This is a genomic window from Desulfotomaculum defluvii (assembly GCF_054657375.1).
Window position 1 is genome coordinate 1,106,027 of sequence record NZ_BAAHYV010000007.1, and the last position, 23,651, is coordinate 1,129,677.

The 23,651-nt window shown below is 40.4% G+C and carries 19 protein-coding genes and 1 pseudogene; 8 read left to right on the top strand and 12 right to left on the bottom strand.

Annotated features, from left to right (window positions below; translation table 11 throughout):
- Positions 1 to 154: 154 nt before the first annotated feature.
- From ruvB to nadE, 6 genes are all read right to left on the bottom strand, one after another.
- Positions 155 to 1,189, bottom strand: a complete 1,035-nt coding sequence (gene ruvB, locus ACYQ03_RS12535) for a Holliday junction branch migration DNA helicase RuvB (RefSeq protein ID WP_459910272.1) — start codon at positions 1,187 to 1,189, stop codon at positions 155 to 157.
- A 14-nt stretch (positions 1,190 to 1,203) separates the two neighbouring features.
- Positions 1,204 to 1,803, bottom strand: a complete 600-nt coding sequence (gene ruvA, locus ACYQ03_RS12540; protein WP_459910273.1) for a Holliday junction branch migration protein RuvA — start codon at positions 1,801 to 1,803, stop codon at positions 1,204 to 1,206.
- Entirely contained in the window at positions 1,800 to 2,291 is a 492-nt protein-coding gene (gene ruvC, locus ACYQ03_RS12545) for a crossover junction endodeoxyribonuclease RuvC (protein WP_459910809.1), read from the bottom strand. Before ruvC ends, ruvA begins: the two co-directional genes overlap by 4 nt.
- 177 nt (positions 2,292 to 2,468) lie before the next feature.
- Positions 2,469 to 3,095: a hypothetical protein gene (locus tag ACYQ03_RS12550; RefSeq protein ID WP_459910274.1), complete on the bottom strand. Its 627-nt coding sequence runs from the start codon at positions 3,093 to 3,095 to the stop codon at positions 2,469 to 2,471.
- Positions 3,096 to 3,161: 66 nt separating this feature from the next.
- Positions 3,162 to 3,893: a YebC/PmpR family DNA-binding transcriptional regulator gene (locus tag ACYQ03_RS12555; RefSeq protein ID WP_459910275.1), complete on the bottom strand. Its 732-nt coding sequence runs from the start codon at positions 3,891 to 3,893 to the stop codon at positions 3,162 to 3,164.
- 89 nt (positions 3,894 to 3,982) lie between these two features.
- Positions 3,983 to 4,711, bottom strand: coding sequence for an NAD(+) synthase (gene nadE / locus ACYQ03_RS12560; protein WP_459910810.1), 729 nt, complete (start codon positions 4,709 to 4,711; stop codon positions 3,983 to 3,985).
- A gap of 567 nt (positions 4,712 to 5,278) precedes the next feature.
- On the opposite strand from nadE, the gene nuoE (ACYQ03_RS12565) reads away from it, so the two are divergent.
- From nuoE (ACYQ03_RS12565) to ACYQ03_RS12595, 7 genes are all read left to right on the top strand, one after another.
- On the top strand, positions 5,279 to 5,767 hold the full coding sequence (nuoE, locus tag ACYQ03_RS12565) for an NADH-quinone oxidoreductase subunit NuoE (RefSeq protein WP_459910276.1): 489 nt from the start codon (positions 5,279 to 5,281) through the stop codon (positions 5,765 to 5,767).
- Between the two features lie 13 nt (positions 5,768 to 5,780).
- The gene (locus ACYQ03_RS12570) at positions 5,781 to 7,664 is read left to right on the top strand and encodes an NADH-ubiquinone oxidoreductase-F iron-sulfur binding region domain-containing protein (protein ID WP_459910277.1); all 1,884 of its coding nucleotides are present in this window, start codon (positions 5,781 to 5,783) and stop codon (positions 7,662 to 7,664) included.
- A gap of 29 nt (positions 7,665 to 7,693) precedes the next feature.
- Positions 7,694 to 9,643, top strand: coding sequence for a [FeFe] hydrogenase, group A (locus tag ACYQ03_RS12575; RefSeq protein ID WP_459910278.1), 1,950 nt, complete (start codon positions 7,694 to 7,696; stop codon positions 9,641 to 9,643).
- A 334-nt stretch (positions 9,644 to 9,977) separates the two neighbouring features.
- On the top strand, positions 9,978 to 10,178 hold the full coding sequence (locus tag ACYQ03_RS12580) for a hypothetical protein (RefSeq protein WP_459910279.1): 201 nt from the start codon (positions 9,978 to 9,980) through the stop codon (positions 10,176 to 10,178).
- Positions 10,179 to 10,474: 296 nt separating this feature from the next.
- Positions 10,475 to 10,954, top strand: a complete 480-nt coding sequence (gene nuoE, locus ACYQ03_RS12585) for an NADH-quinone oxidoreductase subunit NuoE (protein ID WP_459910280.1) — start codon at positions 10,475 to 10,477, stop codon at positions 10,952 to 10,954.
- A 22-nt stretch (positions 10,955 to 10,976) separates the two neighbouring features.
- Positions 10,977 to 12,686, top strand: coding sequence for an NADH-ubiquinone oxidoreductase-F iron-sulfur binding region domain-containing protein (locus tag ACYQ03_RS12590; RefSeq protein WP_459910281.1), 1,710 nt, complete (start codon positions 10,977 to 10,979; stop codon positions 12,684 to 12,686).
- A gap of 19 nt (positions 12,687 to 12,705) precedes the next feature.
- Positions 12,706 to 14,487 carry an NADH-dependent [FeFe] hydrogenase, group A6 gene (locus tag ACYQ03_RS12595; RefSeq protein ID WP_459910282.1) on the top strand — a complete coding sequence of 594 codons (1,782 nt, stop codon included), beginning with the start codon at positions 12,706 to 12,708 and terminating at the stop codon, positions 14,485 to 14,487.
- A gap of 321 nt (positions 14,488 to 14,808) precedes the next feature.
- Here ACYQ03_RS12595 and ACYQ03_RS12600 read toward each other — a convergent pair whose 3' ends face one another.
- From ACYQ03_RS12600 to ACYQ03_RS12615, 4 genes and pseudogenes are all read right to left on the bottom strand, one after another.
- Positions 14,809 to 15,522, bottom strand: a complete 714-nt coding sequence (locus ACYQ03_RS12600; RefSeq protein WP_459910283.1) for a YkgJ family cysteine cluster protein — start codon at positions 15,520 to 15,522, stop codon at positions 14,809 to 14,811.
- Positions 15,523 to 15,624: 102 nt separating this feature from the next.
- Entirely contained in the window at positions 15,625 to 16,515 is an 891-nt protein-coding gene (locus ACYQ03_RS12605) for a DMT family transporter (RefSeq protein ID WP_459910284.1), read from the bottom strand.
- Between the two features lie 123 nt (positions 16,516 to 16,638).
- Complete coding sequence (gene yunB, locus ACYQ03_RS12610) at positions 16,639 to 17,283, bottom strand: sporulation protein YunB (RefSeq protein WP_459910285.1); 645 nt, start codon at positions 17,281 to 17,283, stop codon at positions 16,639 to 16,641.
- Between the two features lie 73 nt (positions 17,284 to 17,356).
- A pseudogene (locus ACYQ03_RS12615) lies at positions 17,357 to 17,497 on the bottom strand (S4 domain-containing protein); the annotation flags it as partial.
- Between the two features lie 283 nt (positions 17,498 to 17,780).
- Between ACYQ03_RS12615 and ACYQ03_RS12620 the strand changes: the two are divergent.
- Positions 17,781 to 20,246, top strand: coding sequence for a transglycosylase domain-containing protein (locus tag ACYQ03_RS12620; RefSeq protein ID WP_459910286.1), 2,466 nt, complete (start codon positions 17,781 to 17,783; stop codon positions 20,244 to 20,246).
- A 79-nt stretch (positions 20,247 to 20,325) separates the two neighbouring features.
- Here ACYQ03_RS12620 and ACYQ03_RS12625 read toward each other — a convergent pair whose 3' ends face one another.
- A complete protein-coding gene (locus ACYQ03_RS12625) occupies positions 20,326 to 21,612 on the bottom strand; it encodes a stalk domain-containing protein (protein ID WP_459910287.1) in 1,287 nt (428 codons plus the stop codon).
- Positions 21,613 to 21,839: 227 nt separating this feature from the next.
- A complete protein-coding gene (locus tag ACYQ03_RS12630) occupies positions 21,840 to 23,618 on the bottom strand; it encodes a SulP family inorganic anion transporter (protein WP_459910288.1) in 1,779 nt (592 codons plus the stop codon).
- Between the last annotated feature and the right edge of the window lie 33 nt (positions 23,619 to 23,651).

Here is a 23,651-nt window from a genome sequence, read left to right on the forward strand (position 1 = left end):
TCATAGATGTATGTAATTATTAAATCGCTGTAATTTGCGTTTAGGTAAATTCAAGATAACACTATTCTAATGCGATGCGTAACGACACAGGGGTTGTTCCCTACAATCTGAGGTTGCGCTTGAAGTTATGTTGTAAAAAGAAGTACCGTTAACGCTAAAAAAGTGCCCCCTGCTCACCGTTTTCTCGCTCTGCCTTAGTTATAGGAATACCTAAATGCTTATAGGCCTGGGGTGTAACCACTCTGCCACGGGGTGTTCTGGTTAGTAGTCCCAGTTGCATCAAAAAAGGTTCCAGAACATCTTCTACGGTATCTGTTTCTTCGCTGATTGCTGCGGCAATGGTGTCCAAACCTACAGGTCCACCGTTAAATTTTTCTATTACACTTTGTAACAAACGACGGTCTGTATGATCTAAACCTAGGGGGTCTACCTCAAAAAACTCCAGCGCTTCTGCAGCAACTAGTTCTGTTATTTCTCCCTGTGCCTTTACCTGAGCATAATCTCGAACACGTTTTAATAATCGATTGGCAACTCTAGGTGTACCACGAGATCTGCGGGCTATTTCTTCCGCTCCAGATTTTTCTATGACTACATTTAAAATTTCTGCGGCTCTAGTGACAATTTTTGTCAAATCCTCTGTATTATAAAACTCTAAACGACTGATGATACCAAAGCGATCCCTTAAAGGAGAAGCCAGCATACCAGCCCTTGTGGTAGCACCGATTAAGGTGAATTTGGGTAGATCCAACCTAATGGAACGGGCACCAGGTCCCTTACCCAATACAATATCCAGAGCAAAATCTTCCATTGCAGGGTACAATATTTCTTCTACAGCTTTACTTAAACGATGAATTTCATCAATAAAAAGTACATCTCCAGGGGCGAGGTTTGTTAAAATGGCTGCCAAGTCCCCCTGCCTTTCGATAGCCGGACCAGAAGTTGTTCGAATATTAACCCCCATCTCGTTGGCGATAATATTGCTAAGGGTAGTTTTCCCTAAACCGGGTGGTCCAAACAATAAAACATGGTCCAAGGGTTCTCCTCTCAGCCGAGCTGCCTCTACAAAGATGGATATGGTTTCTTTAGCCTTATGTTGACCAATATATTCATTTAATCTTCGAGGGCGAAGACTTAGTTCTAAATCATTATCTTCATTCTGCACATTGGCAGAAATTAGTCGTTCTGACATGGTATTCCTCCAAACTATCTGGACGGTGCCAATTCTTTAAGAGCTGTTTTAATTAATAGGGATAGATCCGGTATAGAACCAAACTTTTGAGCTTTCTCCACAGCATCCTTTGCTTCAGTCTGAGAATACCCTAAAGCTAACAAAGCCTCAACTGCTTCATCACTACCTACCACAGTAAGGGTGGGACTGGGTTGAATATTTTGCACTTCAATAGTTAGACCTTTTAGTTTATCTTTTAGTTCGAGCATTATTCTTTGGGCTGTTTTTTTTCCTACTCCAGGAACTTTAACCAGTTGATTGACGTCTTGTAAAGCAACGGCTGAGCGCAAATTAATAGGCGGTAAATGGGATATAACCGCCAATGCTACCTTTGGTCCTACCCCCGCAACATCCAGCAATGTCAAAAAGCACTCTTTCTCATCTTCACTAGCGAACCCAAAAAACTGAATACCATCTTCCCTTACCGACATATGTGTAAAAAATTTAACCTCTTGACCCAATACAGGCAATGGAGTGTTAGAAGGTATCTTGATTTGATAACCAAGCCCATTTACATCCACAACCACCGAACCAGTACCAATACTGGCTAATACCCCTTTTATATACGCAATCATCGAATTTTTCCTCCAAATGTTGAACTCCATTGGGCATGGCAGATTGCAATGGCTAAAGCATCCGCCACATCGTCAGGTTTTGGAATTTCCGGTAACGAAAGCAATGTTTTTACCATAAACTGCACTTGTTGTTTTTCGGCCTTGCCATAACCAGTAACAGCCTGTTTAACTTGCAAAGGTGTATATTCAGCAACAGGAATATTGGAATAGGAACCAGCCAAAAGGGCAATTCCTCTGGCATGTCCCACTGCTAAAGCTGTACGAGCATTTTTATTAAAAAACAATTCTTCAACAGCCATACAGTGAGGTTGGTATATTTTTATTATATCTAATAATCCTAAATAAAGCTTTTTTAATCTAAGATCCAGGGATAATTCTGGACCTGTCCTTAGACAGTCGTAAGTGATTGGTTTAAAGCGATTCCCAATAAATTCAACCACACCATAACCTGTTATGGCTGTGCCAGGGTCTATACCCAAAATGATCATCATTACCTCCAAAAATTATAGCTGGCAATATTATACTACAAACTATTGTTCTGTTGTTTCAGTAATTTATTGTTGGTTATTGACGATATAATAATAACGTGCGACAGCGGGGACGGTTCTCACTGTCGCAAAACTTAAAAAATGCGACAGCGAGAACCGTCCCCGCTGTCGCATTTTTTACTCTTCTTGCAACTCATCTAGGTTTTCTAAAATTGCGTTTAAAGCATCTTCATCGTGAAACTCAAACTCATAACGTAATACTGCTTGGGTTTCTGGAGTCATTTGAAAGAAGTCCATGGATTGCTGCAGTTTAACCTGTAAATCTGCGGTTAGGGTTGCAACGGGCAATCTTTCTTCGATTCTTAAAAGCTTTTGATTATACCCTATGGGCCCCTGAAAAATAGCAACCTTATCATCCTGAATACCTAAATGCCTGTATTTCCGATGATAACTGCAAAAGTCATCCACCTTACGTTGAGCTATTATTTGCTTGCCACTTTGGTTTATGGAGTAACCTTGAGCAGCATAGTGGTTTTTTAGGTCTTTTTCATCAGTGATTTGCAGCGTATGGGCTTTTTTTCTGGCCACCTCTTCAATGTCACCACATATAAATATATTTTCTTCTCGAATGGTAGTTTCAGGTCCTATGGCCTGTTGATTAGGTTGAGCAAATACCTGTAGAGAAGAAAAATAGGTGCCAGTTCCTTCTCCAAATCCGATAGGTCCACCACCGCCTAGGCATAGACCTAATACAAATAAGGCTATTGCACTACCAAGACCTAAGCATATTAATCTTTTAATCATACTACCAACCCCTTTGGTTGGTTAGTATTCCCATATTTTCAATTAGAAAAACCGGGTTTCCCCGGTTTAATCTTCTTCCTCATAGTTTGTAAAAACTTGTTGAACATCATCATTATCTTCTAATAACTCGATCAATTTATTCATTTTTTCCGCCTCAGTTCCCTGTAGCTTCACAGTACTTTGAGGTATCATGGTTAACTCTGCATCAACAACTGGCAGGCCTTGCTCCACAAGTGCTGCTCTGACAGATTCAAAATCCTCCGGAACTGTACTTACTTCAAAACTATCTTCTTCTATTTTTACATCCTCAGCACCAGCTTCCAAGGCAGCCATTATCATATCATCTTCACTGATGTCTGTATCTTGGCGATCTATGATGATTAAACCTTTTTCATTAAACATCCAGCCCACACAGCCAGTTTCACCAAGATTACCACCATGTTTTGATAAAATATGTCTTACTTCACCAGCAGTTCGGTTACGATTATCCGTGGCAACATTTAATAAGATTGCGGCACCGCCTGGCCCATAACCCTCGTAGCTAAATTCCTCAAAATTTGCTCCATCTCCACCGCCTGCACCCTTTTGAATGGCTCTTTGAATATTGTCATTAGGAATGTTAGCTGCTTTTGCCTTCTCAACTGCTGCCTTAAGTCGCATATTACCATTTGGATCCGGGCCACCATTTCTGGCAGCAATAATTATTTCTTTAGACAATCTTGTAAATAATTTACCTCTTTGGGCATCCACTTTAGCTTTCTTACGTTTAATTGTTGACCATTTAGAGTGTCCAGACAAAAAAATACCCTCTTTCCCTGAAAAAAGCTGGATTCGCACCAGTTTCCTGGACAAACCTAGCTTTCTTATGGTTATTTATTCTAGCATATTTATTCTACTGGTGGAATGGGTGGCATATACTTTTTATGCTCTCTCTTTTCTTCTAGGGTTTGGATGGTTCTTCTTACATCATCAGGGACATTTCCTGACAAAATATATTGGTCTAAATCCTTATAACGAATACCCATTTCTTTTTCGTCACAGTGTCCAAACCATAATCCGGCAGAAGGAGCTTTATCAATAATCCTTTGAGGAACTCCCAATTCTTTGGCTAGAGCTTTGACATCAGATTTAACCAAGTTTGCTAACGGAAGAATATCAGCTCCACCATCACCGTACTTTGTATAGTGTCCTACCACCATCTCAGCCTTATTTGTGGTTCCTACCACTAAATAATTGAGACTGTTAGAAAAATAATACAATGTTGTCATTCTTAGTCTAGGTTTGATATTGACGATTGATAATTCACAACTGTGGATATCATAATCTTGTCCAGTCAGTCGTTGAATAAACCAATCAAAGGGGTCGTTTAAGTCAACTTCTTCATAGGGTACAGATAATGTTTTGGCAACTAGCTTTGCATCTTCAGCATCTTGTGGGTTACTATAGCATGGCATAATTACACCCAGAACGTTGTCCGGAAAAGCTCTTTTGCATAGTGCAACCACACAGGCAGAATCAATACCACCACTAAGACCCACAACGGCTCCCTGGGCATCTGCCTTTTCTATCTGCTCTTTTATCCATTGTGTCAGTTTATCGGCCAAGTCCTTCATAATTTTAAACAAGCCCCCCTAGGCCATTAATAACTTCATAATATCATAGCTTAACATAAGGTGCAAATGAAAACAAATTGATGAAATTCTTCACAAATTAAGCCTAATTCGCCATAATAAATTTTCATTATTGTTAGATTTGTTTCACTATTTATACTAGTTAATATAGTTATACTATTTTTTATTTGTGTACAATTGTTTGGATTGTTGTTGATAAATAAATTTTAATCTTTAATTGACAAGGTAATATTTACAAGCCTATAATATGTTCAGAATCTTTGCCAATTAACAAAAATTTAGTCAAAACTTCTTGTTATAACAGCGTTTTTCTAGGTAATTGACATTTGTTCCAAATCGTCAATCTGTATATAGTTAATTGACTAAATATATAAACTATTGATATTAATGCGAATTGGTCGTTAACCAAGAGTTTCGCTTTTTTTAATTTACAATAATTTGAGAAAAATGACACATTTGTAATTTTTATTTTGAAAAGAGGTGATTCGAAAATATTTACTTATTAAGTTTCAGTGAGTAATTATGGTTTTCTACACCAAAGGGGGGTTTATGATGGACAACAGAGATAATAAATTACTAAATGTACAGAAGATTATTGATGCACACCAAGGTAAAGCTTCTCATTTAATTAGCATTTTGCAAGAAACACAGTCAGAGTATGGGTATTTACCCAAAGAAGTATTGACCTACATAGCTACATCTATGGGAATCTCCCCTGCCACTGTACTGGGTGTGGCAACCTTTTATGCTCAATTCTCTTTAATTCCTAAAGGTAAATATGTCATTCGTGTTTGTGATGGAACTGCTTGTCATGTTCGTGGTTCAGAACCCATTAATATGGCTATCCGTAAAGAACTTGACATTACGGTGGACAAACCAACCACAGATGACCTAATGTTTACATTGGAAATAGTCTCCTGCTTAGGTGCATGCGGCTTAGCCCCGGTTGTAGTTGTAGATGATGAAGTGCATGGTCAAATGACACCGGATGGAATTCTTGAGGCTATTAAAAAATTGGCACCGGCTGCCAGTGACAATTAAGGGGGGACTATAGATGCTTATTAAAACTCATGATGACCTAAAACAACTCAGACAAAAGGTAAAGGCTGCTCTAGATCAAGAAAAGATGCGCATCTTAGTCTGTGCTGGCACAGGGTGTGTGGCCAACGGTTCCTTAAAAGTGTATGAAGCACTAAAAAGAAAGGTTAAAGAACTAGGATTATCAACAAGTGTGGAGCTAGTTGAGGAAGTAAGCCATGAGGGAATCGCAGTAAATATCAGCGGTTGCCACGGTTTCTGTCAAATGGGTCCCCTTGTACGCTTTGAACCCTCTGGGCTTTTGTATTGCAAAGTTCGGGAAGAGGATGTTGAAGAAATTGTTAACACCTCTATTATAAATAATGGCGTTGTGGATCGTTTACTTTATGAGGACCCCAAAACTGGGGAGAAAGTTAAAACCCAAGATGAAAACCCCTTTTATAAACGTCAGGTGCGTGTTACTTTGAGATATTGTGGTCGTCTGGATCCCGACGATATTTATGACTATATCGCTCATCGGGGTTATCGAGCTATCAGTAAAGTTTTACAAGAGATGAGTCCTCAGGAAGTTATTAATGAAGTATTAGAATCAGGACTCCGGGGCAGGGGCGGCGGTGGTTTCCCAACCGGACGCAAGTGGTCCTTTGCAGCTTCCCAACCTGGTCCTAAGAAATATATTATCTGCAATGGTGACGAAGGTGACCCTGGTGCTTTTATGGACCGCTCCGTTATGGAAGGTAACCCCCACTCGGTTTTGGAAGGCATGATGATTGCGGGATACGCTATCGGAGCCAATGAAGGTTATATCTATGCCCGGGCTGAATATCCCCTAGCCATTAAACGTATGCGCAAAGCCATTGCCGATGCAGAAGCCCATGGTTTGTTAGGTGAGAATATTTTAGGGAGCGGCTTTAACTTTAAAATAAATATTAAAGAAGGTGCTGGTGCCTTTGTCTGTGGTGAAGAGACTGCTCTCATCGCTTCCATAGAAGGTGAACGCGGCATGCCCCGTCCCCGTCCCCCCTTCCCGGCTGTCAAAGGTTTATGGGGATGTCCTACCATCATTAATAACGTAGAAACCTTAGCCAACCTTCGCTTCATTATTAATAACGGAGCTGCCTTGTTTAAGAGTTATGGAACAACTCACAGTTCAGGAACAAAAACCTTTGCCCTAGCCGGTCAGGTACAAAATACTGGTCTGGTGGAAGTTCCTATGGGTGTTACCCTGCGTGAAGTTGTATTTGACATTGGTGGAGGTCTGCGTGACGGTAAAAAATATAAATCTGTTCAAATCGGTGGCCCATCTGGTGGTTGCTTAACTGAAGATAAATTGGATCTACCCCTTGATTACGATGAATTAATAAAGGTAGGTGCAATGATCGGCTCCGGAGGACTGGTTGTTATGGGTGATGACACCTGTATGGTAGAAACAGCCAAGTTCTTTATGGGATTTGTACAAAATGAATCCTGTGGTAAATGTGTTCCCTGCCGCGAGGGAACCAAACAATTATTAGCCCTATTAACTAAAATTACAGAAGGAAAAGGAACTGAAGTAGATTTAGATTTATTGGAAGAATTAGCACAAAACGTTAAGAACGGTTCTCTTTGTGGTCTGGGTAAAACTGCACCCAATCCTGTTCTTACCACTCTCCGTTACTTCCGTGACGAATATATTGCTCACGTACGGGATAAGAAATGTCCTGCCGGTGCCTGTCAGGCTTTAAAGGAATACTACATCGATCCTGATAAATGTAAGGGCTGTACTGTCTGCTCTAGGGTCTGTCCCGCCGGTGCTATTACCGGAGATAAGAAACAACCCCACGTTATCAATACAGAACTATGTCTAAAGTGCGGCGCCTGTATGGAAAAATGTAAATTTGGTTCTATTGAGATCAGGTAGCTGGTATCTCTGAGAAAGGGTGTGACGTGATGAGTGGAAAAATTACCATTAACGGTCAAGTTATAGATTTTACTGATGAAAAAAATATCCTAGCAGTTGCCAGAAAAGCAGGGATAGATATTCCTACCCTCTGCTACCACCCAGAACTAACAATTGCAGGTGCTTGTCGTTTGTGTGTGGTAGAGATTGAGAGAATGGGAATCCAGGCTTCTTGCTCCACTGCTCCAGCTGACGGCATGGTTGTCTCAACCAATTCAGAAAAGGTAAATAAAGTACGCAAGATGGTTCTTGAACTTCTTCTGGCAAATCATGACCGCGAGTGTACTACCTGTGAATCAAGTGGAGCATGTAAATTGCAAAAATACGCCAGCGACTACGGTATCAAAAGGTTAAGGTACCCTAATCGCTCCACTATGGCTCCGCTGGACATATCTAGCCTCTCTATTACTAGGGATCCAAATAAGTGCATTTTATGTGGTTTGTGTGTTCGTGTTTGTAAAGAAAAACAAGGAATAGGCGTTTGGGATTTTAAAAACCGTGGTTCTCGTACAGAAATTGTAGCTGGCATGGATCAGTCACTGGCGGAATCCGCTTGCATTAACTGCGGCCAGTGCATAGCTGTTTGTCCCTGTGGGGCCCTTACTTCAAACTCCTCAGCAATTCAGGAAGTTTGGGCAGCCATTAACGATCCTAAGAAGACTGTTGTTTGCCAGATTGCTCCAGCCCCGAGAGCTGCTTTAGGAGAAGAATTCAATCTTGGTTCTGTGGAAGTAACTGGTAAAATCATAACTGCCCTGCGCAAGATTGGTTTTGATAAAGTATTTGATACTGTTTTTGCAGCTGACATGACGACCATCGAAGAATCCAATGAGTTTTTAGGCCGACTAGTAAAAGGAGAAAACCTGCCCCTCTTTACCTCCTGTTGTCCAGGTTGGGTAAAATATGCTGAGCAGTTTCACCCTGAATTATTAAATAACTTATCTAGCTGTCGCTCCCCGCAGCAGATGTTTGGTTCTGTTCTAAAGAAAAAATATGCTAAAGAACTAGGAATTAGCCCTCAGGATATGTTTGTTGTATCTATCATGCCTTGTACTGCTAAGAAGTACGAAGCAAAACGACCTGAATTTACCACAGAAGGTACCTATGATGTAGATGCTGTTTTAACAACAGTTGAAGCAGCTAAAATGTTTAGGGAAGCAGGTATCATCTTTTCTGCCCTAGAAGACTCTGAATTTGATCAGCCTATGCAACAAGCCACTGGCTCTGGAGTATTGTTTGGAGCTACCGGTGGTGTAATGGAATCTGTAATTCGTTATGTAGCCGGGAAACTACTTAATGCCAATGGTAGAATTGACATAGAATTTACCCGTGGTATGCAAGATACAAAAATTGCCAGCATTAATGTAGGTGAAAATAAGCTAAATTTAGCTGTGGTAAACGGACTAGCCGCCACAGAAGAGTTGATTCAAAAGATCCAAGCTGGTGAACTAAACATTCAGGCGGTAGAGGTTATGGCTTGTCCCGGTGGTTGTGTAGGCGGTGGTGGCCAACCCTTCCAAAATGATCTTGAACACCGTAAAGCCAGGGCCAAAGAGATTTACCATATCGATTCTAAACTAGAACTTCACAAAGCTCAGGATAACGATGATTTAAACAATATCTTTGAAAAATACTGGGGTGGTTGCTGCAACCACGATACACACCATGAACTTCATACACATTATCAGCCCAAAAAACGTGTGGCTGGCAATGAAATGATTATTCAAGATGTTGATGGTCCTGAAATAACAGTTTGCCTTGGGGAAGGATGCATAAAGAAGGGTGCATTATCCGTTGTTGAAAACTTAGTAGGACTACCCTTTAAAGTAAAAGGTGTCTTTTGTCTTGAAAACTGTGGTGATGGGGTTTCCATTAAAGTAAACGATAAAATTATAAATGTCAGCCCCGAGAACGTCCTTGATGCAATTAAATTGAGCTAAAATTTAAGTTGTGAATACTGTTTTAAGCTTTATACCATCTGATCAAAAAATGTACTAACTTATGTTAGTACATTTTTTGCTGTACCGGGAATACTTTTTTTCTCATCCAAATACAAATAATAAAGATCGTTTGTCGAAATATTATCTATATGTTAATTTAAAAGTACTTGCGCTCTCGAACAATGTGGAGTAAAATTATTTTATATAGAAATTGTTTGAATATTTTTAATGTTTTAATAAGTGTCACTTGGCACTATTTTTAATACATTGTCACCCTTCGGACATTTTTAACTAAAGGAAAGATATAGAATATTTAGGGAATGGAGGTGGACTGTTGAAATCACAACAACTAGTCAACGGGCACATGCTTATTACAACCATTGCCAAATACTCCATCGCCGAGACACACAGTATTCATGTATCAAACATCGAAGCATTTGTTGATGCATACAATCAAGATATTTATTTATCCACGGAAAAGACAATGGATTTTACCCCTCTTTTCGACCACTATGGCCAACAAATTATGTCTTAAACAATCCACAAAAAATATTTTACTTACCAAATATAGTTTTCTTAACATTCATTTAACTTAAGCATAAATTATGATGGCTTATCTTAATTGGTAACTATTTATTGGAGGGTGGTGATACCCTGGTATAGCAAAATAATAGACGAAGACATTACAGTGGTAATGAAAGTAGGTAGCTCATATTTAAATACTTTGCTGCCTAATTTACTGTACATTAATGTACAGTCTCAAAAAAAAATGCAGGAATGAAAAACTAAACGTAATAAATCCTGCGCTTCCGACGAAAGGAGGAACCATAGATGGGTGCAGAGTGCAAATGCAACTGTAATCAAGAAAAAAAATTGGATGCACTTTTTACTCAATATAAGGGCAATCCAAATGGGCTTATTGTTGTAATGGCCGCTATTCAAGAAATTCATGGGTACTTACCTAAAGATATGTTAGTTAAAACTGCTGAACAATTAGGTGTACCTCTTAGTGATGTATACGGAGTTGCAACCTTTTATGCAGCCTTTAGTCTCCGTCCAAGGGGAAGACATTCGGTTAACCTTTGTCTTGGAACAGCCTGCTACGTTAAAGGGGCTCCAGAGGTCCAGAAAATGTTGGAAAAAGAAATGGGTATTAAGGCTGGCAATACTACCGAGGACCGTCGCTTTAGTTTGGACTTAGTAAGGTGTCTAGGTGCCTGTGGTATTGCACCAGTGATGACAGTCAACGGCGAGGTTTTCCCTAGGATGACAGCAGAAAAAGTATCTGAAGTATTGGCTAAATACGAATAATACCTCCAGGGAGGTGAAATATATGAATTTTACAGAGCTCGAATTATTAAGAGCAACTGCTAAAGAAACTATAAAATTACGCTTGGGTGAAGAGCCCTCCGACAATTACAAATATCATGTGCTAGTTTGCGGTGGTACTGGATGTATCTCAGTTGGTTGTAAAAACACTCTCGAATCTCTCCAAGAATCTATTGCAAAACATGGATTACAGGATGAGGTTAAAGTTGTTGTAACTGGTTGTATGGGTACCTGCGAAATGGGACCTGTGATTACAGTGTTCCCAGAGGGTTATTACTATTGCCGTGTTCAACCAGAAGACACTGATGAAATTGTAACCTCTCATTTGAAAAACGGTAAATATGTTGAAAGACTCTGCTATCATGCTGCCGATGGTTCAGTTCATGCACGCAAATCAGATATGACTTTCTTTAAGAAACAAAAACGCAATGCCCTTAGAAATTGTGGTTTAATTAATCAAACATCTATCGAAGAATACATAGCAATGGATGGATTCAAGGCATTGGCGAAGGTTCTTAAAGGTATGACACAACAACAGGTTGTGGATGAAATTAAAAAATCAGGTTTACGAGGTCGCGGTGGAGCAGGTTTCCCCACTGGAGTCAAATGGCAATTTGTTTTAGATCAAAATGCGGATCAAAAATATATTGTCTGCAACGGTGACGAAGGTGATCCAGGTGCCTTTATGGATCGTTCGGTATTAGAAGATGATCCTTTTTCCGTTATTGAAGCCATGACGATCGGTGGCTTCGCCGTTGGTGCTACTAAAGGCTTTGCCTATATTCGTTTAGAATATCCCAGAGCCATTGATCACTTTAATAGAGCCTTAGAACGGGCAAGAGAAGTTGGCTTACTTGGCAACAACATTCTGGAAACTGACTTTAGTTTTGACATCGAAATACGTGTTGGTGCAGGAGCCTTTGTATGCGGCGAGGAAACTGCTCTTCTAGCCTCTATCGAAGGTCGCCGTGGTGAACCACGCCCACGTCCTCCCTTCCCAGCTGTTTCGGGTCTCTTTAATAAACCTACCGTAATTAACAATGTTGAATCTTGGGCTAGTATTTGCCCCATTATAAATAATGGTAGTGAATGGTATGCAGCCATGGGCACTGAAAAGAGCAAGGGTACAAAAGTATTTACATTGGCAGGCAAAATCACCAATACTGGCTTAGTGGAAATCCCCTTAGGGTTGACACTGCGCGAAATGGTTGAAGATATTGGTGGCGGTGTTCCCAATGGAAAAGCTTTCAAGGCCGCACAAACAGGAGGACCATCCGGCGGCTGTATCCCTGCAGACTATCTAGATACCCCCATTGACTACGAAAACTTAGCAGCTTTAGGCTCTATCGTAGGTTCCGGTGGTATGATTATTGTTGATGAAGATACCTGCATGGTTGATTTAGCAAAATTTTATCTTGGCTTCACCCAAGATGAGTCTTGCGGTAAGTGCACCCCTTGCCGTATTGGTACCAAAAGAATGCTTGAAATACTAGAACGTATCACCAAGGGACTGGGTAAAGAAGAAGACTTAGACTTATTAATAGAATTAGCCAACTCGGTTAAAGCTTCTGCCCTTTGTGGATTGGGTCAAACTGCTCCCAACCCCATTCTCAGTACCCTACGTTATTTCCGCCATGAGTTTGAGGCACACATTAAGGATAAAACCTGCCCGGCTGGCGTTTGCAAAATGCCCCGCAAAGGCCTAAAATCCTAGAGGATAGGAGGGAAAAGGCATGGCAACCGTAACACTAACTATTGATAATGTAAAAGTTGAAGTTGAACAGGGTTCAACCATTCTTGATGCTGCGAAAAAGATAGGCATTAATATTCCAACCCTTTGCTATATGAAAGAAATAAATGCCATCGGAGCCTGTCGTATTTGCGTGGTAGAAGTTCAAGGTGCCCGGGCCCTCCAGGCAGCCTGTGTTACCCCAGTTGCAGAGGGTATGATTGTAAAAACAAACTCCGCAGCTGTTAGGGCTTCACGCAAAATGACACTAGAACTAATTCAGTCCAATCACCCGCAGGAGTGTAACACCTGTCTGCGCAACAATAATTGTGAATTACAAGCACTTTCCGAAGCTATGGGACTTAAAGAAGTTCGTTTTGTAAGGCCAGCCCAGAGCCATAGCAAGGATGATATTGATAATTCCTCCCCAGCTATCGTTCGCGATCCACGGAAATGCATTCTGTGCCGCCGTTGCGTAGCAGTTTGTGAAAAGGTACAGGGTGTTAAATGCATCAGTGTACAAAACCGTGGTTTTGAAACCATCGTTGCCCCTCCCTTTAACCAGGGATTAAACGATGTAAACTGCGCTATGTGCGGTCAATGTTCATTGGTATGCCCCACTGGTGCCATTACCGAAGTGGATGATACCGGCAAGGTTTGGCGTGCTCTGGACGACCCCAATAAACATGTTGTTGTGCAAACTGCCCCAGCTGTACGTGTGGCCATCGCTGAAGAATTTGGCATGGAGCCTGGTACAGTTAGCACAGGCAAACTTGTGGCAGCTCTGCGTCGTCTGGGCTTTGACAGTGTCATGGATACTGACTTTACTGCTGACCTTACCATCATTGAAGAAGGTAATGAATTTATTAAACGTGTTACCGAAGGCGGCACACTGCCCATGATTACCTCTTGCAGCCCAGGTTGGATTAAATACATCGAAATGTACTATCCTGACCTGTTAGCACATTTGTCAACCTGTAAGTCTCCCCAACAAATGTTTGGAGCTCTGGCTAAATCTTTCTATGCAGAGAAAAAGGCTATTGATCCTGCTACCATCTATAGTGTATCAATTATGCCTTGTACTGCTAAAAAGTTTGAAGCCCAGCGTGACGAACTTAAGGACAGCGGTTATCAGGATGTGGATGTTGTTCTTACCACCCGGGAACTAGGTCGTATGCTGCGCGAGATCGGTGTTGACTGGGAGAACCTACCCGAGGAAGATTACGATGCTCCGATGGGCCTTTCCACTGGTGCAGCAGTTATCTTCGGTGCAACCGGCGGCGTAATGGAAGCTGCAGTACGTACCGTTTATGAAGTACTCACCAAGGAAGCAATGCCCGATATCAACTTAACTCCGGTGCGCGGGATGGAAGGTATAAAAGAAGCTACTCTTAAAGTAGGCGACCTGGATGTTAAAGTTGCAGTTGCTCATACACTGGGTAACGCACGCAAACTTCTGGATAAAATCCGTGCCGGTGAAGCTGATTATCATTTTATTGAAATTATGTGCTGCCCTGGCGGTTGCATCGGCGGTGGTGGTCAGCCTATCCCAACAAATTTGGAAGTACGTCTCAAGCGTATCTCCGGAATCTATAAGGCCGATGAAGATTTACCTATTCGTAAATCCCATGAGAACCCAGCCATTAAGGCTATATACGAAGAGTTCTTAGGTCAGCCACTGGGTGAGAAATCACATAAACTTCTCCACACTTACTATGTGCCCCGTGGTGTTTACCGAAAACCTGAAGGTTTGCCAGATAGAGTGCCTTCTGGAGGTCATCATTAAAACAATGTTTAAGGTATAACCCGACACCATGTCGGGTTATACTTTTTCCCAACTAATTAAGACAATAATATATTATGCAATATATATGCCAATTTAACTTGTTAAAAACCCGGAAAGGTATGTATATTGGGCTTAAAAAATATATATTTTGTTCTATTTTATCAGTAGATTCAGCATTGGGTCGTTCCAGATAATATCACTGTTCTATATTGGAACGTCCTTTTTCGGCTAATCCCCTAATTAATCCCTAGATCCCGGCGAGGAATCTAACGGGGATTTAACATAAAAAGGGCTTAATGCAAGCCCTTTTTATTGTTAAGATTATTTATTAATAATTAATTTAATACTTTCCAACTGTTTTCGATCATTAAGCTGTTCTGGTAACCACTTAAAAGCAAACTTCATTAAAGAAAGATCATCGTTAAGGTCAAAGGGTGGTTCAGCATCCTGAGTTAACTCGGGATTAGTCATGAGTATCTTACGAAACTTGTCCAAGTTGTAACAACCGATAAAAATCATTTTCATAATGCTTTGATCTAAATCCTTGTCACCAGTTAACTTTATTTTCATAGGTATTTGCGCAAAAGATTCTTCAGGTTCCTCATAGTCAGATAACCCCTGATTTTCCATCCATTCCTTCACAGTCCACTCTTTGTTTTCAGTTAAACCATGACAACGTGATTTTTCAAAGGCAATACCATATATGTCCTGAGCCCTAACTTCAACTGGTGCCATTCGACAAGACCAGGGACGTACTTGATATACTTTACAACCGTAATCAGTTATAAATGGGCAAACTAGGTTGTCCTCCCTCATTTTTAGAATAACTACTGGAAATCCAGAACCTGGTGCCCATAAAACATGGGTGTGCTTTTCTATAAACTTCTCGGAAGCCATTCCTAAGTATTGCTTTAACCTTAATACATCATAGGGGGTCAAAAAAATATTAATATCCCTACAGCACTGTTTAAAACAAGCCAATCCATCATGGCAGGAAAAATAAAATTTATCTGTAGACTTTAAGTTTTTGCTCATATTCTGACTCCTTAAATTTAACTTGTTAAATTTAGCTTGTAACTTTTATTACAATCATATCATAACTAGTTATTATTAGCTATTAGCTTTTAGCCTTTAGACTCAGCAGAACCGTCCCCTTGAGTCAGAACCGTCCCCTTGAGTCATATTCTCTCTAGAACCAAAAACTGCAGAACCAAGAATTAAGAATCCACCTATGGCCTGCCATAGTCCCATTGGTTCATTTAATAAAAGGGTGCCAAACAACACTGCGGAGATTGGGTCTAAATAGCTGAATAAAGCTACATTTTGTGCTTTCATCTCCTTTAAGCCTGAAAAGTATAGCCAATAAGCCAGACCCGTATGCACTAGGCCTAAAATTAGAACATATGTTAGGTCATCAGGAACAATGCGAAAATTGGTCCTTGCAACAACCATGGGCAACATTACTAAGGCTGAAGTTGCCAATTGAACAAGGGTCATTTGAAACCCATCGATTTTCTTCATTCGTTTGTTTAACAAAACAATACCAGCATAGAGTACGGCGGCAATTAAGCCGTAAGAAATCCCTACACTATGATTATATATCATAGTAGTATTGTTGCTTTGTTGGCTGATAATAAGAACTAAGCCAGCCATCCCACCTAATACAGAAATAATTTTAGTGAATGATATTTTTTCTCTAAGAACAAAAGGAGATATTAACACAATTAAAACCGGTGCCAAGTAGTAAGTTAAGGTTGCATTTGAGATAGTGGTATAACGATAGGCTTGGAACAACATTACCCAGTTTAAACCTATGGCCACACCAGATATTACCAATACAAGGAGATTTCTACGGATACTTTGGAGGTTTTTATTTTTAAAGGTTAAGAAAACTAATAACAGTATAATAGATGCAATTAACGCTCTATAAAAGGCTATCTCCAATGATGGTAATTGAATGTGTCTAACAAATACACCTAAACTCCCCCAAATAATCATGGCGGTAATTATTTTAAATATTGCTGGCATTCATTTCACTCCTGCTTTAGTCTTTAATTATTAGCCTTTAGCCATTAGCTTTTTGGCCTTTAGGTTTTAGTTCTAACCTTTAGCCCAATACTAACAGCTAACTGCTAATGACTAATAGCTAAATTAATTCCCCAGGATCCCTCCCTGGAGCGTTACAAGGGCAGGGGGTACATCCCCAACAATGATATTTTGCGCTAAAGGTACCTTTGTATTAACTTTAAAAACTTCTTTATATAATGGTATAGCAATTTGGAATTCGGAGCTGAGATCTAACCATATTAAGTGCCGGGTTTGATTTATGCCTGCACCTTCAAATTTGTCAATAATGTCCACCCTTACAATCCCCACGGGAATCATATTCACCTTAAAATCAGGTCCTAGGGCAGCCAGTAGGTGTATTCCAAGCAGTTGACCTATAGGTATACCTATGGTTTCACTATCCATCCTTTTAAAGGAATCTTGTATTTTTAAAGTGATTTCATTGGAAACTTTGTTAATCTTCATTGTATCCGCTTGTACGAGGACAATCTTTCCCTGTTCATCCTTGTGTATTTGTATTAAATCATGATACCTTAGTTGCTGTTGAGCTAGATTATCCATAACAGTTTGATTCATAATTTCAGTTGCCATATGGATAGCTTTTACTCTAGCAATAGTAAAAAGAGTTGGTTGAAGTAAACGATCCACATAAATGAATATCCCTATTAGGGTCAGTAAAGTTAATAAAATAATTATTTTACCAGAAACTTGTCTTTTCTTCTTAAACAAGACATTCACCTCCACATCATATCTATATGTGGAGGTGAAATAAAAGGTGATAGCCTGTATAAATTTCGTGAATTTATTTAAGGACTAGTTTGGCAAACTTGCGTTTACCAGCCCGAACAATCATAGCGTTCTCTGGTTTAATTCTTTGATTAGAATTAAAAACTTTTTCATTATTTATTTTTACTGCCCCTTCTTTGATAAGCCTTCTGGCTTCACTATTGGTGCCGGCCGAACCATTCCCTCTTCATATAAATCCTGCTACAACAATTATAATTTTTAGTTGTTTTTGAACATCTAGCATCCAAAGACACCTTTCGAAACCTGTCTAAAAACTGTAGATAATGCGTAAAACAATATAGTAAATTCGACAAATCTTAATAATTATACCAAAGCTTACAGTGAGTGACAAGAAATCAAAATACTATACAATATCTTTCTCTTAGTATGTTATAATTCTGTTATCATAGGCCTTTATATTGTTCAAAGGAGGTTATTTCTTGGCAAAGCGCAAAAGCCGGAAACTTAGACCCGGACGCTTAATTTTAATGATAACAATTTTATGCTTTGCAATTGGCGGTATCGCATCGTTAGGCTATTTTGCCTACGCAATGTCGGACATGCCTGCATTTAATCCCCAAGCCCTTGAGAATATGGTACCTACATCTATCTACGATAAAGACGGGAATTTAGTAACCAGAGTCGGTACAGAAAACCGTGAACCGATAAAGTTAGATGAAGTCCCTGATACTGTAAAGGATGCCTTTCTTGCTATAGAAGACGATCGTTTCTATGAACATCATGGTATTAATTTTCGTAGTTTTGGTCGGGCCTTGTTTAGAAACGTAACTGCTGGTGGGATTCGCGAAGGGTTTAGTACTATTACGATGCAGTTAGTTAAATTATCCTATCTATCTCCGGAGCAAAGTCTTAAAAGAAAAATGCAGGAAGTTATCTTAACCCTGCAAATGGAAAGACATTTTACTAAAGACGAAATATTTGAAATGTATCTAAACAAAATTTATTTTGGGCAAGGTGCCTATGGTATACAGTCCGCAGCCCAAACATACTTTGGTAAGGATTTAAAGACAGATAATATAACATTGGAAGAAGCTGCTTTCTTGGCGGGTTTACCCCAGGCTCCTTCATCTTACTCACGTTACCTAGACTCTGGAAAATCCTCTGAACAGGATGAACAACAAATCAAGGAGCAGTACGAAAAAGATTATCAATTAACTCTAAACAGACGCAATATCGTTCTTCAACGAATGAAAGAAACAGGCAAAATTACAGAAGAACAACGTGAATCAGCTTCCTCTCAACCCCTGCCCGATGATAACAAAATGCAGACAACTAAATATCCTTACCCTTACTTTGTTGACTATGTAACAGATGAACTAATTAAAAAATATGGACCAGACATGGTTTACAAAGGCGGCTTAAAGGTCTATACAACTTTAGACCCTGAGGTACAAAAAATAGCTGAACTGGCATTAGCCAATCCTAATAATTTTCCAAATTACCCAGCAGATAAAAATGGTACACCGCAACCTCAAGGTGCTGCTGTCTTTATGGAACCAGGCACAGGTTATTTAAGGGCTATTGTTGGTGGACGTGAGCATACACATCAACGGGCCCTCAATCGGGCAACCCAATATCAAGTTTTAGAAAATGGTAGTAAAATCGGTCGTCAACCTGGTTCTTCCATTAAACCTCTTGTGGCTTACGGACCAGCTATTGAGTATAAGGGAATGGGTCCGGCTTCTGTCATTGATGATATTCCCACTTCCTTTGGCAGCTACAGTCCTAAGAATTCGGGTGGTGGCTTCCGTGGCCTTATTACCATGCGACAGGCTCTGACAAGCTCTGTAAATATAGTAGCTGTAAAACTGTTAAATACTGTTGGTATTCAACAATCTGTCAAGTTTGCCCAAGGTTTAGGAATAACAACGTTGGATGCTAACCGTGACGGTCTTGCCATGGCTCTGGGTGGAGTTAGTAGCGGTGTCGTACCCCTGGATATGGCTGGAGCCTATGGTGCCTTTGCCAACCAAGGTATTTACGTAAAACCCCATGCAATTATAAAAATTGAGCGTTATGATGGAACCATAGTAGATGAATTTAAACCAGAACGTAATCAGGCCATGAAGCCTTCCACTGCCTATTTAATCACTGATATGCTACGTTCAGCGGTACAATACGGTACTGGGTCTCGGGCTAATCTGGGTGCGAGACCAGTGGCAGGTAAAACCGGTACCACCGATGAAGGAAAGGATATTTGGTTTGTTGGCTATACTCCTGAGTTAGTTGGAGCTGTATGGGTAGGCCATGACTTACCACAAAGAATGCCCCAGGCCTACGGTGGTATTTATCCAGCAATGATATGGCGTGAGGTTATGAGTAAAGCACTGGCCGATGTACCAGTACGATCCTTTAGGAAGCCTTCGGGTATTGAAACGGCAACTGTTGACAGTAAGTCTGGACTTTTACCTGGTCCCAATACCCCATCTGACCATATGGTTTCTGACATATTTGCCCAAGGTACAGTACCCACACAAGTGGATAACCTGCATCAAGTGATGGAAGTTTGTGCAATCACGGGTGAACTACCAAATGACTACTGTACTGACCGTATTACTAAGGTAGTTGTCAAAACTCCCTATTCAGTACCATCAAGTGTAGCAGATTTTGCTTTAAGAGCACCAACCAGCACTTGTAAACTGCATACAGAAAATGGCATTGACCCTGCCACTGCAGAAAAATATAAACTATTCCTTCCTGAAAAGCCCGAAGAACAAAATAATCAGGGCAACCAAGGCGATTCAAATGAGGAACCCGAACAAAAAAATAATAATGAAAACTGGTTACCAGAAACCACTGGATCTATAGAGAAAGATATTAAAAACAACATTAAAAAAGCAGCCAGAGTGAAAGAGTATACCCAACGGTATAGAGATTGGGACTAAAGCAAAACCACCGGTATTCCCTAGGATACCGGTGGTTTTTTTATGCATGTTTGACTTAAGTCCTTTAGCATCTTTTTAGCTATTTGTTTAAGGCAGCCTTCCAGTAATCATGAATAATACTTTGACCATAAGTGGTACCTGGTACAGCCCAACGGGCATTAAGACCCTGCCAAGTGGGGGCAATACCCTTTTGTACTAAACTATATCTGGGGTCTATCAATACCTTTCCTTCGGGCAGTGGTTTATTTGTGGCATAGGCATAGAGGTGTTGAATATGTGCTTCTACCCCAGCCTCTGGAGTTGCAAAAATTGCTCCGTGAACGCCTTCTTCGAACCGAATAAATTCAGGATCAGCACCATTGTACGATTCAAGTCCTGTACAGGGACTGCCAGTGGCCCATAATCCACAATAGTTGTTTTGCCAGGGCTGCACATCCCCGGTAAACTGCCAATAATGGGTCTCTTTAGCTGCTTGACAGAAGGCTAAATCGCCGCGGATTCCGTATTCATCGCCTATTTCGATATAGAGTTCTGCTAAGTCCGGGATGCGGACAAATTCTCTGTTAAGTTGCGCCATTTTCGCTTGCATCCGGGGAGTTTCTGCCGCAATCCAAGCCCTAAGTTGGTCAACTGTGGCCACAGAGGGACCAAAAATAGAAAGTTCTGCAGTATTAATTACCTTTCCATCTGGCATTTTGATTGTTGGCCCATATTTACTCACCTGATCCAGGTAAGTTTTCAGCCTTTTTAGCTGTTCACTGGAAAATACAGAAACATCCATATTCAACAGGTCTTTGGAATTAATAACACTACCATCCAGCATCTTGATATTTGTTTGATAACCTGCCAATTCCTTAAGCATAGCAACATCCTCCTGGGAAGGTCCAGAATTACCTATATCAGGGATTGGTTCCGCAGGAGTGGGCAGTTGAACAGGTTTCTTTATCTCTACGGTCTGACTGTCTTGCTTCCATTGTACATCACAACCCAGGGCCTCGCTAATAACCCGAAAGGGCACCATAGTACGACTTTTACTTGTAATATAAGGTAAGCCTTCTGCTGCCGATACTTTTAAAACTTTTCCATCTACAATGATTTCAATGTCTCCTGGTTCCTTTGTAGATCGTTCAGGCACAATTGAAGAGGTTGCTTTGTCCGTTAGAATTGCCACCTGCCGTGTTTCTGGGATCCACTGAACAGTGGTACCAAGGTTTTCGCTAATTACTCTCAGGGGTACAAAGGTTCTACCATTTAAAACAATAGCAGGTTGATCATCGGAAGGAATCTCAACGGGGGTTTGGTCAATAACAATTTTCACTTCATTTGCAGCAGCTGCATCTGACGGTAAAACAGAAAAAACAAGCATGCTGGCGCAGCAAAGGGTCACTAATGATTTTTGAACATGGTTTAAACGGCGAATCGTTAATCATCCTTTCATTCTATGCTAATTGACTAATTAGGCAAAAATTGATAATAACCTTCTTCTTTTTTGAAATGAGCCATTAGTCTTTAGTTTTTAGCTTTTGGCTTTTAGATTTTTAGCTTTAGCTAACGGCTAATGGCTAATGGCTAATAACTAAAAAGCAACTGTCACTAATGGACAGCTGCTTGTGGAATGTTTAGCCAACTCTTTTCATCGGCAAGCTTAGAACATTCGTAGAAGGCGTTATGTTTGCAACCTATACATTTTTCTGGATGAATTTTGGTTAAAGCATAAGTAATGGCCTGCCCGGTGCCTCCAAAGAAATGTTCTTTACCGATCTTAGCGTATGAACCAGAATTTCTCAGAACCCTTTCAGGCTGTGATTTTAAGCCTGATACCAGAATAATGCCGTTTTGTTTCTGAAAATGATCCACAATATGCTCTAGAACCACTTCTGCAGTGGCATCCATAACAAAAACATTTCCCATCCTTAAAATTAATACCCTAGGTTTGGCTGATAAACAGTTGGTCAAAGTTTTTTCAAAGGTTTCCACTGCCCCAAAGAAAAGGGCACCATTGATGGTAAATATACCAACCTGAGGGCAATCATGGATGGGAGAAACCATCTTAGAGGTTACCTTCTCTTTATCATTATGATCGGGTAGAACCTTTTGCACCGACATAGTATCGCTCATCCGATTAATAAATAAGGCCACAGCCAGTAACAATCCAAAACCTACGGCAATAGTTAAATTTATAAATACAGTTAAAGTAAAAGTGGTGAATAAAACAGTGGCATCACTTCTTGTTGTTCTCAATAAATGTTTTATTTCATTAAGGCCACTCATATTCCATGCCACCACCATTAAGATGGGGGCCATGCTGGCCAAAGGAATTTGTGACACCATCGGTGCTAAAGCAAGAATTAGAATTAGAACTGTCAGGGAGTGAACCACTGCGGATACCGGGCTGGTACCGCCGCTTCGAACATTGGTGGCAGTACGGGCAATGGCACCAGTAGCAGCAATACCACCAAATAGGGGCGTAATAACATTGGCTATTCCTTGACCAATTAATTCCTTATTGCTGTCATGTTTACTGCCGATCATCTCGTCTGCAACCATACAAGATAGTAGTGATTCAATGCTACCGAGCATAGCAATGGTAAAGGCCGGACCCAACATATTGAAAACTGCATCTAGATTTAAATTTGGTAGATGAAATTCCGGTAGAGTTGCTGGAATAGCTCCAAACTTAGAGCCAATTGTATCCACTGTACCATTAAAAAAGAATATTGCTACCAAGGTAGATGCTAGAAGGGCCACCAATGGACCTGGTATACTGGGGAAATACCTTTGAGTAAAAAGTAGAAAGAAAAGACAAACCATGGAAATAATTATACTTGGCATCTGAATAGTATGCATATGTTTTATAAGTTCAGATGTATTTTGAAGAAAATACTCATGCTTCACAACGCCTTGTAAGCCCAAAAATGTCTCAATCTGTCCAGTAAAAATAATAACGGCAATACCTGCAGTAAAGCCAACTGTTACAGGTCTAGGAATAAATTTAATTAACGTGCCCATCCGGGTAATACCCATTAAGACAAGTATAATACCAGATAACATACCGGCCAGTAACAAATTTTCAAAGCCATACAGCATAACAATAGATAGTAACACAGGTACAAAGGCCCCTGTGGGACCTGCAATTTGCACCCTTGAGCCGCCAAAAATACCTACCAGTGTACCTGCAATTATTGAAGTATAAATTCCATACTCTGGTTTTACTCCTGAGGCAATGGCAAAGGCTAACGCCAAGGGAATTGCCACCACACCAACAATAATACCTGCAATTATGTCCTTTCGGAGAGCTTCTAAACTATATCCTTCCATACGACCGAAAAACTGAAGTTTTGCTAACGATAATGATTGTTCTCCTGTCTGCATCCTCTAAACCGCCTTTTATAAAATTTGGTTAAC